This is a genomic window from Arthrobacter sorbitolis, assembly GCF_054510995.1.
The window spans coordinates 40684-55387 of the sequence record NZ_JBTNDM010000014.1 but is presented as its reverse complement, the minus strand read 5'-3'; the positions used below and the strand labels follow the sequence as shown (position 1 = coordinate 55387).

Genomic DNA, 14704 nt, shown 5'->3' with positions numbered 1-14704 from the left:
GTGGCTCCAACCTCGTCCTCTTTTTGTCTCGTCCTCCCACCCCCCCCCCCCCCCCCCCCCCCCCCCCCCCCCCCCCCCCCCCCCCCCCCCCTCCCCCCCCCGGTCCTGCTTAACGGGGTGCTGTCCCGGTACGTCCTGTCCCTGCCACTGGCGCCCTAAGTTACCCGCGGGTAACATGTTGTCCCGAGCGCTGGAAGCGCCCGCCGCAAAGCCCACCTGTTCGAGTGAGATTCCGGTCGCCGACGACCGGGGTGAAGGAATTCCGATGAGCAAGACGTCGATCGATGTGAACAACCTGCCCTACGCCGACGGCGACTTCTTCGCGTTCGAGGAGCTGATGTCCGACAAGGAGCGCTCCCGGCTCGAGGAGATCCGCTCCTGGCTGACCCGCGAGGTCCGCCCGAACGCGGTCGACTGGTGGAACAAGGGCGTCTTCCCCAAGGACCTCATCCCGAGGATCGCCGAACTCGATCCCATGAGTCCCGTCCGCCGCCAGGGATACTCGAACCTCTTCGCCGGGCTCACCCACGCCGAGTTCACCCGCGCGGACACGTCCATCGCCACGTTCATGGGCGTCCACGACGGGCTCTTCACCGGGTCCATCGAGGCACTGGCCTCGAAGGAGCAGCAGGACGAGTGGCTGCCGGACATCTACGCGCTGAGGAAGATCGGCGCCTTCGGCCTCACCGAGCCCCTCGGGGGCTCCGACGTCGCCGGCGGCACCCGAACCACCGCACGCCGCGACGGGAACTCGTGGGTCCTCAACGGCGCCAAGCGCTGGATCGGCAACGCGACGTTCTCCGACTGGGTGGTCATCTTCGCGCGAGACCTCGAGGACAACCAGGTCAAGGGCTTCATGGTCGACACCGCCACACCCGGCTTCTCGTCGACGAAGATCGAGAACAAGATCGCCCTGCGCACCGTGGAGAACGCCGACATCGTCCTCGACGACGTCGTCGTCTCCGACGACTACCACCTCAAGGGTGCGAACAGCTTCCGGGACACCAACAAGGTCCTCAAGGTCACCCGTCTCTCCGTCGGCTGGCAGGCCGTGGGCCAGCAGCTCGCCGCGTTCGACGTCGCCCGCCGCTACGCCGTGGAGCGCGAGCAGTTCGGCCGGCCGATCGCGAGCTTCCAGCTCATCCAGCAGCAGCTCGTCCAGATCCTCGGCAACGCGATGAGCTCCATGGGCATGATGGTGCGGCTGTCCCAGCTCGAGGACGCGGGCAAGGCCAAGGACGAACAGTCCGCCCTCGCCAAGGCCTTCACCACGGCCCGCATGCGCGAGAGCGTCGCGGCAGGGCGCAACATCCTCGGCGGCAACGGGATCGTGGTGGACTACGAGATGGCCAAGATCTTCTCCGACGCCGAGGCCATCTACTCCTACGAGGGCACGCAGGAGATCAACACGCTCGTGGTCGGCAGGTCGATCACGGGAATCGCGGCCTTCGTCTAGTCCCGGGCCCGGACCGGATAGTAGCTGGGCGGGGACGGCGGACCGCGGTGCCCGCCCTCCCTGCTCACCGGACGGTCCGGCCCCGTGGAGGCGCCCGGTCGCCGAGCGGCAGGAGGACCGAGGGGCGCCGATCGAGGACGAACGACAACGGGTCCACGTACTCGCCGTCCACCCGCACGCCCCAGTGGAGGCACGTCGCCGGACAGTGACCCGGCGGGCCGTCGCCCCGGGCCTCGAGTGTCGCCACGACCTCGCCCCGGCCGACGCGCTGCCCCCGCACCAGCTGCGTCGTGACCGGTTCGAAGCTGCTGATCCGTCCCTCGCCGTGGTCGATCGAGAGCACACCCCGGTCCACCACAGTGCCGGCGAAGGACACCACGCCGTCGTCAGGGCTCAGGACGGCCGGTGCCCGGCCGGCAGCAGCCGCGGCCAGGTCCACGCCGCGATGCCCCCGCAGCCATCTCTGTGCCGGCTTCTCGAACGGACGCAGTACAGCCGGGGCGGGCGCGAGCGGCCAGGACCACTCCGGGACGAAGGATTCCTGCCCGCCCGACTCCCTGCCTCCCGCTTCCGGCCCGCCCGTCTCCACGCCTCCCTGCGCACGGCCGGCCGTCGCCGCCTCCGCCGTGCCACCCGCCCCCGTTGCCGCCAGGAGGACGACCAGGAGCACGATCAGCAGCGCCCGTCCGGGGAGGTGGCGACGGGAGCACCGAAGGGAGTACCCAAGGGAGCGCCGGCGGCGCGCCTGCGACCGCGGACCGGGGTGGCCCGCGCCCTCCGGGGGAGAGCGGGGCGGTACCTGGGAAGCCATCCGGCCATCCTCCCCGACCGTCGGACCGGGCACGCGGGCGCGTGACGCCGTGTGGACAACGACGGCCCCGGGACGGCCGGCGACGGCGCTGCGCCCCTCCGGGGGCCGCCGTCGCCCTGCGGATCCGGCACTGCCGCTGTAGTACACTTGACCGAGCAGTCCGCTGCTCCCTCCTCCCCGCGCCCACGGCACGGACGCGGGCGGGATCCTCGGGCTGACTACGCGTGCCCGCGATTCGGCGTCCCGAAGGACGCCGAAGTGCCCTCCCCACGGTCCGGTGAACTCCGGTACGGGAGGGGACGTCCGATGACGACCGGGCACCAGGACGTACCGGCCACCCCGGCCGGTACCGAGATAACCGTCAACAAGCTTCAGGCAGCGCACCGCGCCAAAGCCGAAGCTGAAGAAAGGCAGAACATGCCAGTCGTAACCATGCGCCAGCTGCTCGACAGCGGCGTCCACTTCGGTCACCAGACCCGCCGTTGGAACCCGAAGATGAAGCGCTTCATCTTCACCGAGCGCAACGGCATCTACATCATCGACCTCCAGCAGTCGCTGTCCTACATCGACCGCGCGTACGAGTTCGTCAAGGCCACCGTCGCCCACGGCGGAACCGTCCTCTTCGTCGGCACCAAGAAGCAGGCCCAGGAGGCGATCGCCGACCAGGCGACGCGCGTCGGCCAGCCCTACGTCAACCAGCGCTGGCTCGGTGGCATGCTCACCAACTTCCAGACGGTGTCCAAGCGCATCCAGCGCATGAAGGAACTCGAAGAGATCGACTTCGACGACGTCGCCGGCTCGGGCCACACCAAGAAGGAGCTCCTGCTCCTCAAGCGTGAGCTCACGAAGCTCCAGAGCAACCTCGGTGGTATCCGCAACCTGACCAAGGCCCCCTCGGTCGTGTGGGTCGTCGACACCAAGAAGGAACACCTCGCCATCGACGAGGCGAAGAAGCTGGGCATCCCCGTCGTCGCGATCCTCGACACCAACTGCGATCCCGACGAGGTCGACTTCCCGATCCCGGGCAACGACGACGCCATCCGCGCCGTCAACCTGCTCACCCGTGTCGTTGCCGACGCCGTGGCCGAGGGCCTCATCGCCCGCCACAACCGTTCGGGCAACAACGACTCGGCAGCAGCCGACGAGCCCATGGCCGAGTGGGAGCGCGAGCTCCTCCAGGGCACCTCCGACGCCGCTGCTCCCGCTGCAGAGGCACCCGAGGCTGCGGCTCCCGCTGCCGAGGCACCCGAGGCCGCGGCTCCCGTTACCGAGGCAGAGCCCGCGGCAGCAGCCGAGGTTCCCGCGGCCGACGAGGCACCTGCAGGCCTGCAGGCTCCGATCGCCGAGGAAGTCCCCGAGGCAGTAGCTCCCGCCACGGAAGCCGCCAGCGACACCAAGTAGTTCCCAGTGCGTAAGGGGTGTGGGTGAAACCACGCCCCTTACGCATGTTCCGCGGATGTCCGCCGCGGAACGCCTCTCCCGCGGGCTGCGACCCGCGGCTGCTCGTCCTAGATCAACACCAACTTAGGAGTTCGTATGGCAAATTTCACTGCCGCTGACATCAAGGCCCTGCGCGAGCGCACGGGCGCCGGCATGATGGACGTCAAGAAAGCCCTCGACGAAGCCAACGGCGACGCCGACAAGGCCCTGGAACTGATCCGCATCAAGGGCCTGAAGGGCGCGACGAAGCGCGAAGGCCGTTCGACCGCCGAGGGCCTCGTCGCCGCACGCGTCGAGGGCACCGTCGGCGTCATGGTCGAGGTCAACTGCGAGACCGACTTCGTCGCGAAGGCCGGCCCGTTCATCGAGTTCTCCAACAAGGTGCTCGCCGCCGTCCTCGCGTCCGGTGCTGCCGACGTCGAGAGCCTCCTCGCGTTCGAGCTCGAGGGGAAGCCCGTCTCCGAGCACGTCATCGAAGCCGGCGCGCTCCTCGGCGAGAAGGTCGACGTCCGTCGCATCGCCCGTGTCGAGGGCCAGATCGTCGACGCCTACCTGCACAAGACCTCCAAGGACCTCCCCGCCCAGGTCGGCGTGCTGTTCGCCGTCGAGGGAGCAGGGGACGCCGCCACCGAGGCCGCACACGACGTCGCCGTGCACATCGCCGCGTACTCGCCCACGTACCTGACCCGCGAGGACGTCCCCGCCGAGCTCGTCGAGTCGGAGCGCCGCATCGCGGACGAGACCGCCCGCGCCGAGGGCAAGCCCGAGCAGGCCCTGGCGAAGATCGTCGAGGGACGCCTCACCGGCTTCTTCAAGGAGGGCGTGCTGGTCGACCAGGCCTTCGCCAAGGACGCGAAGAAGTCCGTCGCCACGGTCCTGGCCGATGCCGGCGTCAAGGCCACGGCCTTCGCCCGGTTCCGCGTCGGAGCCTGACCACCGCGTCGGATCCCGAGCAGGGGGCGGCCGCCGGCAAGGTGGCCGCCCTTTCCTGCGCCCGGGAGGCGCACCGTATCCTGTAACGGGTCCGGCAACATCCCCACCGCTCGCACCACCGGCCGTCCGCTCCGGACGGCCCCCAGTTCTACGCCCGGGAGGCACCACATGGACACCACTTCGACTGCTGCGACGGAGAGTCCCGGCCGCCGGCGCCGGGTCCTCCTCAAGCTCTCCGGCGAGGTCTTCGGCGGCGGCAAGCTGGGCGTCGATCCCGAGACCGTCCGCTCCGTCTCCAAGCAGATCGCGGCGACCGTGGGCGACGTCGAGGTGGCCATCGTGGTCGGCGGCGGCAACTTCTTCCGCGGTGCGGAACTCTCCCAGAGCGGCATGGACCGTTCCCGCGCCGACTACATGGGCATGCTGGGCACCGTGATGAACTGCCTCGCGCTGCAGGACTTCCTCGAGCAGGCAGGCGTCGAGACGCGTGTACAGAGTGCCATCACCATGGGGCAGGTCGCCGAGGCGTACATCCCCCGCCGCGCCATCCGCCACCTCGAGAAGGGGCGCGTGGTCATCTTCGGCGCCGGCGCCGGCCTCCCGTACTTCTCGACCGACACGGTCGCGGCCCAGCGCGCCCTGGAGGTGCACGCCGACGAGGTCCTGATGGCGAAGAGCGGCGTGGACGGTGTCTACACCGCGGACCCGCACAAGGACCCGACGGCGGAGAAGCTGGACACGCTGTCCTACGACGAGGCCCTCCGCCGCGACATCCGCGTGATGGACCAGACCGCCATGACCATGTGCAAGGACAACAACCTGACCATGGTGGTGTTCGGCATGGAGGGCGAGGGCAACGTCACCCGCGCCATACGCGGCGAGAAGCTCGGCACCGTCGTCACCGCCTGACCGGCCCGCGGGGTCCGGACCGGGCGGGCGGCGCCGCCCCTCCGCGCCGGGACGGCACGCCCTCGTGAACTAGGATTGAACACTGGAACGGTTGCCGGGCAGCCGACTGCGGAGCGAAGGAGACATTGTGATCGAAGAGACCTTGCTGGAAGCCACCGACAAGATGGACAAGGCCGTGGAGGTTGCAAAGGACGATTTCGCCACGGTCCGTACGGGCCGCGCGAACGCTTCCCTGTTCTCGAAGGTCGTGGTGATGTACTACGGCGCCCCCACCCCGCTGCAGCAGCTGGCCTCCTTCCAGAACCCCGAGGCACGCACGCTGCTCATCACGCCGTTCGACCGCACGGTGCTGAACGACATCGAGCGGGCGCTGCGCGACTCGGACCTCGGCGCGAACCCGTCCAACGACGGCAACGTCATCCGGGTGGTCCTCCCCGAGCTGACACAGGAGCGCCGCAAGGAATACGTGAAGCTCGTGAAGACGAAGGCCGAGGACGCCAAGATCTCGATCCGCAACATCCGCCGGAAGGCGAAGGACGGCATCGACAGGGCCGTCAAGGACGGCGACTCCGGCGAGGACGAGGGCTCGCGCGCCGAGAAGGAACTCGACGCACTCACGAAGTCCCGCGTGGACCTGATCGACGAGCTGCTGAAGCGCAAGGAAGCAGAGCTGCTCGAGGTCTGATGGCGAACTCCGATCCTCCCGGTGCGGACCGGTCTCCCCGGTCCGACGCCGGGGCAGACAATGCCCGCGGCGTCGCCGTGGCCGGCACGCCGCCGACCGCACCGGATGCCGGCTCGCGCAGGGCGCTGCGGGCCGCGCGGGCGAGTTCCGGACTGTTCCGGCGTCGGCCGAGGAAGACCGGGGGAGCGTCCCGTGCGGGACGCAACCTGCCGGCCGCGATCGGCGTCGGTGCCGCGCTGCTGATCCCCACCCTGGCGGGGCTGCTGTTCTTCCCGATCGTGTTCGTCGTCATCGTCACCCTCTTCGCCGTCGTCGGTGTGTGGGAGACCTGCCGGGCCCTTGAGATCCGGCGCATCCACGCCCCGCTCGCGCCCACCCTCGCCGGGACGCTGGTTCTGCCTGCCGCCGCCTACTTCGGCGGTGGCGAGGGGCTCGCCTTGGCCACCGTCCTCTCCGTGCTCGCGCTGTTCGTCTGGCGCTCCGTGGACCCCGCGCCCGAGGCCGGCAAGGGCCTCATGGCCGGGACGTTCACGCTGCTGTGGATACCGTTCATGCTGAGCTTCGCGATGATCCTCATGCGCGTGGAGGGCGGGTTCCTCGTCATCGCGACGCTGCTGCTCCTCGTCGTCGCCAACGACACCTTCGGCTACCTCATCGGGGCGTTCTTCGGGAAGCACGCCATGGCACCGAAGATCAGCCCGAAGAAGTCCTGGGAGGGATTCGGCGGGTCGATCGGCGGGGCGCTCGTCGTCGGAGGGCTCTGCTCCGTCTTCCTGCTGGGGCAGCCGCTGTGGGTCGGACTCGTGCTCGCCGTCGCCATCGTCGCGTCCGCGACGGCCGGGGACCTCGCGGAGTCCATGATCAAGCGGGAACTGGGCGTGAAGGACATGGGCACCCTCCTGCCCGGCCACGGCGGGGTGATGGACCGCCTCGACTCGATCGTGTTCGCCTCCCCGATGGCATACCTGCTGTCCGCTACATTGGTTCCGGGGTTGCTGTAACCGCAGGTCAGAGGGCACCCCGGAGCCGCCGGCTCCCGCAGGTCCCACGAGGGTTTGATCAGAAGGACGAAACACGATGCATGTGGCACGCCCGGGCAGTTCCCCGTTCGCGCGCGTCGGGCGCACCGAGCTCGGCTACAACACCCGTCAGGTGGACCGGTTCCTGACGAAGGCCCGCGGGTACTACAACGCGGACAACCCCGACAGGGAGACCATCACCAGCAAGGACGTCCGTGCCATGGCGTTCGACCCGGCCAAGGGCGGCTATGAGCCCCGGGCCGTGGACGCGGCGCTGGACCGGCTCGAGGACGTCTTCGCGCTCCGGGAACGCGACCACCTGATCCGGACGCAGGGCGAGGACGCCTGGCTGCGGCAGATCGGCCGCGCGGCCGCGGTCCTCCGCAACCGGCTCCATCGTCCCGCAGGGGAGCGCTTCCGGCGCCCCACGAAGAAGGACGCCCCCAGCTACGACGTCGAGGACGTCGACCGGCTCTGCGACGAGCTCCTGCGCTACCTCGAGCACGAGGTCCCCATGAGCGTCGACATCGTCCGCCGCGCGGTGTTCCGGGAGGCCCGGGGGTCCGACGGGTACGAGGAGAACCAGGTGGACGTCTTCCTGGACAGTGTCGTGGAACTCATGGCGGGCATCGACTGACCCGCTGACCCGCTGACCCGCTGACGCGCCGCCCAGGGCAGGTCGCCGCGGACCCTACCGCGGCTCGGGGGTATGCAGCCGCGCGAGCACGCGCGACGTCGACGCTGGCCGCCGGCCCGCCGTCGCCCGCGAGACCAGCACCATGGTGAGGAACGCCGTCGGGACGGTCCACAGCGCCGGCTGGCCGAGCCACACCCAGCGTTCGCCCGCGCCCGCGCCAAGCGCCGCCGTCACGGCGATCGAGCCGCCGCACGAGACCGCGCCGGCGAGCATCCCCGCGATGGCGCCCGCGTCGGTCAGTCCCCGCCACCAGATCCCGAGCAGCAGCAGCGGGCAGATCGTGGAGGCGGTGAACGCGAAGACGGAGCCCACGCTGCCGGCCAGCGCGAGGCTGTCGGTCAGCAGGGCGAGGACGAGCGGGACCACCGCGGAGAGCAGCGCCGCCGTCCGGAAGCCCCGCACACTGCCCTGGAAGAACTCCTGGCTGACCACCCCGGCGAGGGACACCACCAGGCCGCTCGTCGTCGAGAGGAACGCGGCGAACGCGCCGGCCGTCACGAGGGCCGACAGCAGGTCACCCGCGGTGCCGCCCAGGATGCGCCCGGGCAGCAGGAGGACCGTCGCGTCGGCCGCCCCCGCCGCAGCCAGTTCGGGGGTGTGGATGCGTCCGAGGATCCCGTACACCGTGGGGAACAGGTAGAACACGGACAGCAGGCCGAGGACGATCAGGGTGGTCCGGCGGGCCGACGCGCCGTCGGGGTTCGTGTAGAAGCGGACCAGGACGTGGGGGAGTCCGAGCGTCCCGAACAGCAGTGCGATGACGAGCGAGATGGTGCCGTAGAGCGAGGCGTCGGCCGTGGTGTCGAGGTCCGCGGTGAACGCGCTGCCGCCCGCGGTGACCGGCCCGCCGGTGCCACCGAGGTGGACGAGCATGAACACCACCGGGACGGCGAGGGCCGTCAGTTTCAGCCAGTACTGGAACGCCTGCACGAACGTGATGGACCGCATGCCCCCCGTCACCACGCTGAGGCACACGACGACGACGACGGCGAGCGGCCCGGCCCACGAGGGCAGGCCCGTGGTGATGCGCACCGTCAGGGCCGCGCCGTGCAGCTGCGGCACGATGTACAGCCAGCCGATGACGACGACGAGCAGGCTGGTCACGCGGCGCACGAGGAGGGAGTCGAGCCGCGCCTGGGCGAAGTCCGGGATGGTGTACGCCCCGGACCGGCGCAGGGGAGCGGCGACGAAGAGGAGCAGCATGAGGTAGCCGGCCGTGTACCCGATGGGGAACCACAGGGCGTCGACGCCGGAGATGAGGACGAGCCCGGCGACGCCGAGGAAGCTCGCCGCGGACAGGTACTCGCCCCCGATGGCCGAGGCGTTCCACCACGGGCGCACCGTGCGGGACGCCACGTAGAAGTCCCCCGTGGTCCTCGAGATGCGCAGGCCGTAGATGCCGATCAGCACCGTGCTGAGCGCCACGAGGAGAAGGGCCGTGTAGCCGATGGCGGGGCTCAGGCGCAGGAGGTCGTCATCGAGCACGTCAGTCATCGACGAGGTCCTGGAAGCGCCGCTCGTTGCGGGTGGCGCTGCGCACGTAGAGCACGGCGCACCCGATGACGAGGGGGTAGACGCCGAGGCCGAGCAGCAGCCACGGCACCGGCACGGTGAGGACCGTGACGCCGTCGATGTCGGGGAACAGCGCGAGCAGCACGGGGATGCCGATGAGGATCACCAGGAACCCGCCCGCGACCACGAGGGCCAGGCGCAGCTGCGACCGGATCAGCGAGGCCACGAAGAGCTGGCCCACCTCGGACTGCTCGGCCATCTCGCGGGCCACGGGGAAGGATGCACCGGTGGCGCGGGCGGCCGTCCTCGGTGCCGTGACGCGCACGCGCCGCGGGACCTGCCGATCGTCTGCGCCCTGGTCCCCGCCCTGGTCCCCGCCCTGGTCCACCGGGGGTCAGTGGCCCGGACGGAGGCGCGTTGCCTCGAGCTTCTCGCGGACGTCGGGCAGGTGCCGGCGGCTGACCGGCAGCTCGGCGTCGCCCACGAAGAGGCTGGCCCGCCCGGCACCGATGCGCACCTGGCGCACCTGGTCCATGGAGACGAGGTAGGAGCGGTGCGTGCGGAGGAAGCCGGCGTCGGCCCACTGCCGCTCGAGGTCGTTGAGCGGAATACGGATGAGGTAGCTCGCCTCGGCGGTGTGCAGGCGCGCGTAGTCGCCCTGGGCCTGCACGTACCGGACGTCGTCCCGGCGGATCATCCTGCTGACGCCGCCCTGGTCCACGGTGATGACCTCGGGCGCCGCCGTGGAGCCCTCCACGCGTTCGCAGACCCTCCGCACCGACTCGGCGAGGCGCGCGGTGCGCACGGGTTTCAGGAGGTAGTCGACGGCGCGCAGCTCGAACGCCTCGAGGGCGCGGTCCTCGTCGGCGGTGACGAACACGACGGCAGGCGGCCGGCTGAAGCGTGAGATCACCCGGGCGATGTCGAGGCCGGAGAGGGACGGCATGTGGATGTCCAGGAACAGGGCGTCGACGCTGTGGAGTTCGAGTGTCCGCAGCACCTCGGCGCCGCTGGACGCACGGTGGATCGTGCCGATCCGGGCGTCCTTGCCGAGCAGGAAGGCCAGCTCCTCGACCGCGGGGAGCTCATCGTCGGCGATGATGACATTGACCATGCTTTCTAGGTTACGCGTCCTACGCCTGGTGATCGGGCTGCGACTTGGGCACGCGCATGGTGATGAGCGTGCCCGCGCCGGGCGCCGTGTCGATGATGAGTCCGTGGTCGTCGCCGTACACCTGGCGCAGGCGCGAGTCGACGTTCCGCAGGCCCACGTGCACGCCCTCCGTGTGGCCGGCGAGGACGGACCGCAGGTGCTCGGGCTCGATCCCGACGCCGTCGTCCTCGATGGTCACCTCCGCGAAGGGCCCGACGTCGTGCGCGGTGATCGTGATGTTCCCGACGCCGTCCTTCGAATCGAGCCCGTGGCGCACGGCGTTCTCGACGAGCGGCTGGAGGCTGAGGAACGGGATGACCGTGCTGAGCACCTCGGGGCCGATCTCGAGGCTCACCCGGAGGCGGTCGCCGAACCGTGCCCGTTCGAGCAGGAGATAGCGGTCGATGCTGCGCAGCTCCTCGGCCACGGTCGTGAAGTCGCCGTGGCGGCGAAACGAGTAGCGGGTGAAGTCCGCGAACTCGACCACCAGTTCGCGGGCCCGCTCGGGGTCGGTGTTGATGAAGGACGCGATCGCGTTCAGCGAGTTGTAGATGAAGTGCGGGCTGATCTGCGCGCGGAGCGCCCGGAGCTCGGCCTCGGCCAGGAGCCGGCGGGACGAGTCCAGTTCCGCGAGCTCCACCTGCGTGGACACCCACCCGGCCAGCTCGTTGGTGGCCCGCACGAGGCCGGCGTCGACGTCGCCCGCGAAGGCGCCGACCGTCCCCACCACGCGGTCGTCCACGCGGATGGGGGAGAGGACGAGCTCCCCGAGGTCCGTGAGCCCTGCGGCGTCGAGGCGCTGCCGCCGGACGATCTGCGTGCGGCCGCTCTCGAGGACCTGCCGCACGAGCGGCATCACGTCCGGCGGGGTTCCCCGGCCGCCCTCCCACGCCAGCACGCCGGCGTCGTCGCTGATCATCAGCACGTCGCACCGCAGCAGCCCGCGCAGGTGCCGGCTCGCCCGCGAGGCGCCCGAGGGGGTGAGGCCCTCGCGGAGGTGCTCCGAGGCGAGGGCCGCCGTGTGGAGCGTCGCGTAGGTGGCGCGGTCGGCGTCGGACCCGAGGTCCCGGTACGACCGCGACAGCCGGAAGCCGAGCGAGGCCACGACGGCGAGGGTGATGACTGCCACGGCGCACACGAGGGCGGTGTCGACGGCGGCGCTGAACATGCCCCCAGCGTAACGCCGCCGGGGTGGCGGCCCGGCCGTGCCGTTCGTCGCGCGCGGCAACCGTTCGGCGCACCCGGCTGCGCGCTCGGCGACGCACCCCGCGGTGCAGGTGGTGCGTGCCGTCGTCGTCCCGCACAGTGATGGGAGTCACACCGGCGTGCCCTCCCGCGCGGCCGTCCCTGCCGCACCGTGCCCGGGTGACTCCCCGAGAAGAAGGAGGAACCATGGGTTCGCACCCAGTAGGGCCGGTAGACGGTTCCGGTGCTGCCGTGGACTTCACCGAAGTCCAGCAGACCGAGCAGTTCAAGGAACTGCGCAAGCGCCACCGCAGTTTCGTGTTCCCCATGGCAGTGTTCTTCCTGCTCTGGTACTTCGCCTACGTGCTCCTGGCCGACTACGCCCACGAGTTCATGGCCACGCCGGTCTTCGGCAACATCAACATCGGCATCATCCTGGGGCTGCTGCAGTTCGTCAGCACCTTCGCCATCACCATGTGGTACGTCAGCTACGCCAACCGGCGCCTCGACCCGATCGCCGCGCAGCTGCGGCACGAGCTCGAGGAAGCGGCACCCGACGCCTTCATCGACCCTGCAGGAGGAAAGAAGTGATCGCTCTCCCCAGCGCGGCCGTCCGCGTGCCGCTCCAGACGGCCGAGGCCACCACGGTGGGCTCGCCGCTGCTGAACATCGGCATCTTCGGCCTGTTCGTCGCGATCACGCTCGTGATCGTGCTGCGGGCCAGCCGCAACAACAAGACGGCCGCGGACTACTACGCCGCGGGCCGCTCCTTCACGGGCGGTCAGAACGGCACCGCCATCGCGGGCGACTACCTCTCCGCGGCGTCCTTCCTCGGCATCGTCGGCGCCATCGCCATCAACGGCTACGACGGCTTCCTGTACTCGATCGGCTTCCTCGTGGCCTGGCTCGTGGCCCTGCTCCTCGTCGCCGAGCTGCTGCGCAACACCGGCAAGTTCACCATGGCCGACGTCCTGTCCTTCCGCCTCAAGCAGCGCCCCGTCCGCATCGCCGCGGCCATCACCACCCTGGCGGTCTGCTTCTTCTACCTGCTCGCGCAGATGGCGGGCGCGGGCGGCCTCGTCTCGCTCCTGCTCGGCATCAACGACCGCGTGGGCCAGTCCGTGGTCATCACGGTGGTCGGCGTGCTCATGATCATGTACGTACTGATCGGCGGCATGAAGGGCACCACCTGGGTGCAGATCATCAAGGCGTGCCTGCTGATCGCCGGCGCGTTCATCATGACGGTCTGGGTCCTGGCCCTGCACGACTTCAACCTCTCCACGCTGCTCGGCGCGGCCATCGAGACCTCCGGCAACGCCGCGATCACGAGCCCGGGCCTGCAGTACGGCGCCAGCGCCACCACCCGGCTCGACTTCCTCTCCCTGGCGCTCGCCCTGGTGCTCGGCACGGCGGCCCTGCCGCACGTCCTCATGCGCTTCTACACCGTGCCCACCGCCAAGGAGGCCCGCCGCTCGGTGGTCTGGGCCATCTGGCTCATCGGCGCGTTCTACCTGTTCACGCTCGTGCTCGGCTACGGTGCGAGCGCCCTCATCGGCGCCGAACGCATCGCCGCCGCTCCCGGCGGCGTCAACTCGGCCGCTCCGCTCCTGGCCTACGAGCTCGGCGGGTCCATCCTGCTCGGACTCATCTCCGCCGTCGCGTTCGCCACGATTCTCGCGGTCGTCGCGGGGCTGACCATCACGGCGGCCGCCTCGTTCGCCCACGACATCTACGCGAGCGTCATCCGGCGCGGCAAGGTGGACCCCGACGGCGAGGTCAAGGTGGCACGCCGCACCGTCGTCGTGATCGGTCTGCTCTCGATCCTCGGCGGCATCGGCGCGCAGGGCCAGAACGTCGCGTTCCTCGTGGCACTCGCCTTCGCTGTGGCGGCCAGCGCGAACCTGCCGACCATCCTCTACTCCCTGTTCTGGCGGAAATTCAACACCCAGGGCGCGGTCTGGAGCATGTACGGGGGGCTCGGCTCGGCGATCCTGCTGATCGCGCTCTCGCCCGTCGTCTCGGGCGGTGAGAAGTCCATGATCCAGAGCGCGGACTTCTCCCTGTTCCCGCTGAGCAACCCGGGCATCGTCTCGATCCCGCTCGCGTTCTTCCTCGGCTGGCTGGGCACCGTCCTGTCGCGGACCACGGAGGACCCGATGAAGCAGGCCGAGATGGAGGTCCGCTCGCTCACCGGTGTCGGCGCCGAGAAGGCCACCGACCACTGACGCGTCCCCGTTCACGGCCGCACCGCACGAGGCCGCCCCACCGTCCCGGTGGGGCGGCCTCGTGCGTCAGGACTGCGTGCGGGGCCCGCGCGCGAGCAGCGGCTCGACCCGGAAGGGGATGAGTTCGCCCATCGCGAGTGACGTGTCGCAGCGTTCCACGCCGTCGCACGCCAGGATCTTGCCGTTGATGCGGAACAGGTCCTCGGCGTCGACGGCGACCACGCGGACCAGGATGTCCGCCTGGCCCGTGAGCCCGAAGGCCTCGACGACCTCGGGCACGGCGGCGATGCTGCGGGTGATGGCCGCCAGTTTCTGCTGCTGGACGTGGACGTGGATGAAGGCGGTCAGCGGATAGCCGAGCGACACCGTGTTGACGCGCCGCTCGAACGAGAGGAAGACCCCCTTCTTCTCGAGCTGCGCCATCCTCGCCTGCACCGTGTTCCGGGACAGCCCCAGCTTCTGTGCGAGGGCCACGACGGTGCGCCGGGGGTCCTTGGCCATGGCCTGCAGCAGGCGCGTGTCGGTGAGGTCGAGGGGTTGCATAGTGCGCAACGCTAACACGGCCCCCGACGCCGGAATGGTGCACTCTGCTCAGTCGAAGAGCCGACGGTTGTGCCCCCTGCCCCCTGTGAGTAGGGTCACACTCACCCCGGGTAAAGGCGCCCGGAGCCCCTCCGCA

At 70.2% G+C, this 14704-nt stretch carries 15 protein-coding genes; 9 read left to right on the top strand and 6 right to left on the bottom strand.

All coding sequences use genetic code 11. The annotated features are described in order from the left end of the window. Positions 1-265: 265 nt before the first annotated feature. Entirely contained in the window at positions 266-1456 is a 1191-nt protein-coding gene (locus ACX80K_RS16400) for an acyl-CoA dehydrogenase family protein (RefSeq protein WP_459272959.1), read from the top strand. Positions 1457-1520: 64 nt separating this feature from the next. On the opposite strand, the gene ACX80K_RS16395 is transcribed toward ACX80K_RS16400, so the two are convergent. Then, complete coding sequence (locus ACX80K_RS16395; protein WP_459272958.1) at positions 1521-2267, bottom strand: M23 family metallopeptidase; 747 nt, start codon at positions 2265-2267, stop codon at positions 1521-1523. Positions 2268-2684: 417 nt separating this feature from the next. Here ACX80K_RS16395 and rpsB point away from each other — a divergent pair, with 417 nt between their 5' ends. From rpsB to ACX80K_RS16365, 6 genes are all read left to right on the top strand, one after another. Then, entirely contained in the window at positions 2685-3668 is a 984-nt protein-coding gene (gene rpsB / locus ACX80K_RS16390; protein ID WP_459272957.1) for a 30S ribosomal protein S2, read from the top strand. Between the two features lie 135 nt (positions 3669-3803). Beyond that, positions 3804-4640, top strand: coding sequence for a translation elongation factor Ts (gene tsf / locus ACX80K_RS16385; protein WP_459272956.1), 837 nt, complete (start codon positions 3804-3806; stop codon positions 4638-4640). A 168-nt stretch (positions 4641-4808) separates the two neighbouring features. Then, a complete protein-coding gene (gene pyrH, locus ACX80K_RS16380) occupies positions 4809-5549 on the top strand; it encodes a UMP kinase (protein ID WP_459272955.1) in 741 nt (246 codons plus the stop codon). 127 nt (positions 5550-5676) lie between these two features. Then, the gene (gene frr / locus ACX80K_RS16375; RefSeq protein WP_104179976.1) at positions 5677-6234 is read left to right on the top strand and encodes a ribosome recycling factor; all 558 of its coding nucleotides are present in this window, start codon (positions 5677-5679) and stop codon (positions 6232-6234) included. Continuing rightward, the gene (locus tag ACX80K_RS16370; RefSeq protein WP_459272954.1) at positions 6234-7235 is read left to right on the top strand and encodes a phosphatidate cytidylyltransferase; all 1002 of its coding nucleotides are present in this window, start codon (positions 6234-6236) and stop codon (positions 7233-7235) included. Before frr ends, ACX80K_RS16370 begins: the two co-directional genes overlap by 1 nt. Positions 7236-7311: 76 nt before the next feature. Next, a complete protein-coding gene (locus ACX80K_RS16365) occupies positions 7312-7890 on the top strand; it encodes a DivIVA domain-containing protein (protein ID WP_459272953.1) in 579 nt (192 codons plus the stop codon). Between the two features lie 54 nt (positions 7891-7944). Here the strand turns inward: ACX80K_RS16365 and ACX80K_RS16360 are convergent, their stop codons facing one another. The 4 genes from ACX80K_RS16360 to ACX80K_RS16345 are packed head-to-tail and all read right to left on the bottom strand — an operon-like array spanning position 7945 to position 11783. Beyond that, entirely contained in the window at positions 7945-9411 is a 1467-nt protein-coding gene (locus tag ACX80K_RS16360; RefSeq protein WP_459272966.1) for a sodium/solute symporter, read from the bottom strand. A 25-nt stretch (positions 9412-9436) separates the two neighbouring features. Next, positions 9437-9850: a DUF485 domain-containing protein gene (locus ACX80K_RS16355; protein WP_459272952.1), complete on the bottom strand. Its 414-nt coding sequence runs from the start codon at positions 9848-9850 to the stop codon at positions 9437-9439. A gap of 6 nt (positions 9851-9856) precedes the next feature. Further along, positions 9857-10576: a LytR/AlgR family response regulator transcription factor gene (locus tag ACX80K_RS16350; RefSeq protein ID WP_459272950.1), complete on the bottom strand. Its 720-nt coding sequence runs from the start codon at positions 10574-10576 to the stop codon at positions 9857-9859. A 19-nt stretch (positions 10577-10595) separates the two neighbouring features. Continuing rightward, a complete protein-coding gene (locus ACX80K_RS16345; protein ID WP_459272949.1) occupies positions 10596-11783 on the bottom strand; it encodes a histidine kinase in 1188 nt (395 codons plus the stop codon). 224 nt (positions 11784-12007) lie between these two features. Between ACX80K_RS16345 and ACX80K_RS16340 the strand changes: the two genes are divergently transcribed. After that, a complete protein-coding gene (locus ACX80K_RS16340; RefSeq protein WP_459272948.1) occupies positions 12008-12391 on the top strand; it encodes a DUF485 domain-containing protein in 384 nt (127 codons plus the stop codon). 26 nt (positions 12392-12417) lie between these two features. Then, on the top strand, positions 12418-14025 hold the full coding sequence (locus tag ACX80K_RS16335) for a solute symporter family protein (RefSeq protein WP_459272965.1): 1608 nt from the start codon (positions 12418-12420) through the stop codon (positions 14023-14025). 66 nt (positions 14026-14091) lie between these two features. On the opposite strand, the gene ACX80K_RS16330 is transcribed toward ACX80K_RS16335, so the two are convergent. Continuing rightward, entirely contained in the window at positions 14092-14568 is a 477-nt protein-coding gene (locus ACX80K_RS16330; RefSeq protein WP_459272947.1) for an Lrp/AsnC family transcriptional regulator, read from the bottom strand. Between the last annotated feature and the right edge of the window lie 136 nt (positions 14569-14704).

What these genes read in the sequence shown, in the direction of transcription:
- pyrH (WP_459272955.1), top strand. Translation starts at nt 4,809, where the DNA reads ATGGACACCACTTCGACTGCTGCGACGGAGAGTCCCGGCCGCCGGCGC.
- tsf (WP_459272956.1), top strand. Translation starts at nt 3,804, where the DNA reads ATGGCAAATTTCACTGCCGCTGACATCAAGGCCCTGCGCGAGCGCACG.
- ACX80K_RS16365 (WP_459272953.1), top strand. Translation starts at nt 7,312, where the DNA reads ATGCATGTGGCACGCCCGGGCAGTTCCCCGTTCGCGCGCGTCGGGCGC.
- ACX80K_RS16395 (WP_459272958.1), bottom strand. Translation starts at nt 2,267, where the DNA reads ATGGCTTCCCAGGTACCGCCCCGCTCTCCCCCGGAGGGCGCGGGCCAC.
- rpsB (WP_459272957.1), top strand. Translation starts at nt 2,685, where the DNA reads ATGCCAGTCGTAACCATGCGCCAGCTGCTCGACAGCGGCGTCCACTTC.
- ACX80K_RS16345 (WP_459272949.1), bottom strand. Translation starts at nt 11,783, where the DNA reads ATGTTCAGCGCCGCCGTCGACACCGCCCTCGTGTGCGCCGTGGCAGTC.
- ACX80K_RS16340 (WP_459272948.1), top strand. Translation starts at nt 12,008, where the DNA reads ATGGGTTCGCACCCAGTAGGGCCGGTAGACGGTTCCGGTGCTGCCGTG.
- ACX80K_RS16400 (WP_459272959.1), top strand. Translation starts at nt 266, where the DNA reads ATGAGCAAGACGTCGATCGATGTGAACAACCTGCCCTACGCCGACGGC.
- ACX80K_RS16370 (WP_459272954.1), top strand. Translation starts at nt 6,234, where the DNA reads ATGGCGAACTCCGATCCTCCCGGTGCGGACCGGTCTCCCCGGTCCGAC.
- ACX80K_RS16350 (WP_459272950.1), bottom strand. Translation starts at nt 10,576, where the DNA reads ATGGTCAATGTCATCATCGCCGACGATGAGCTCCCCGCGGTCGAGGAG.
- ACX80K_RS16330 (WP_459272947.1), bottom strand. Translation starts at nt 14,568, where the DNA reads ATGCAACCCCTCGACCTCACCGACACGCGCCTGCTGCAGGCCATGGCC.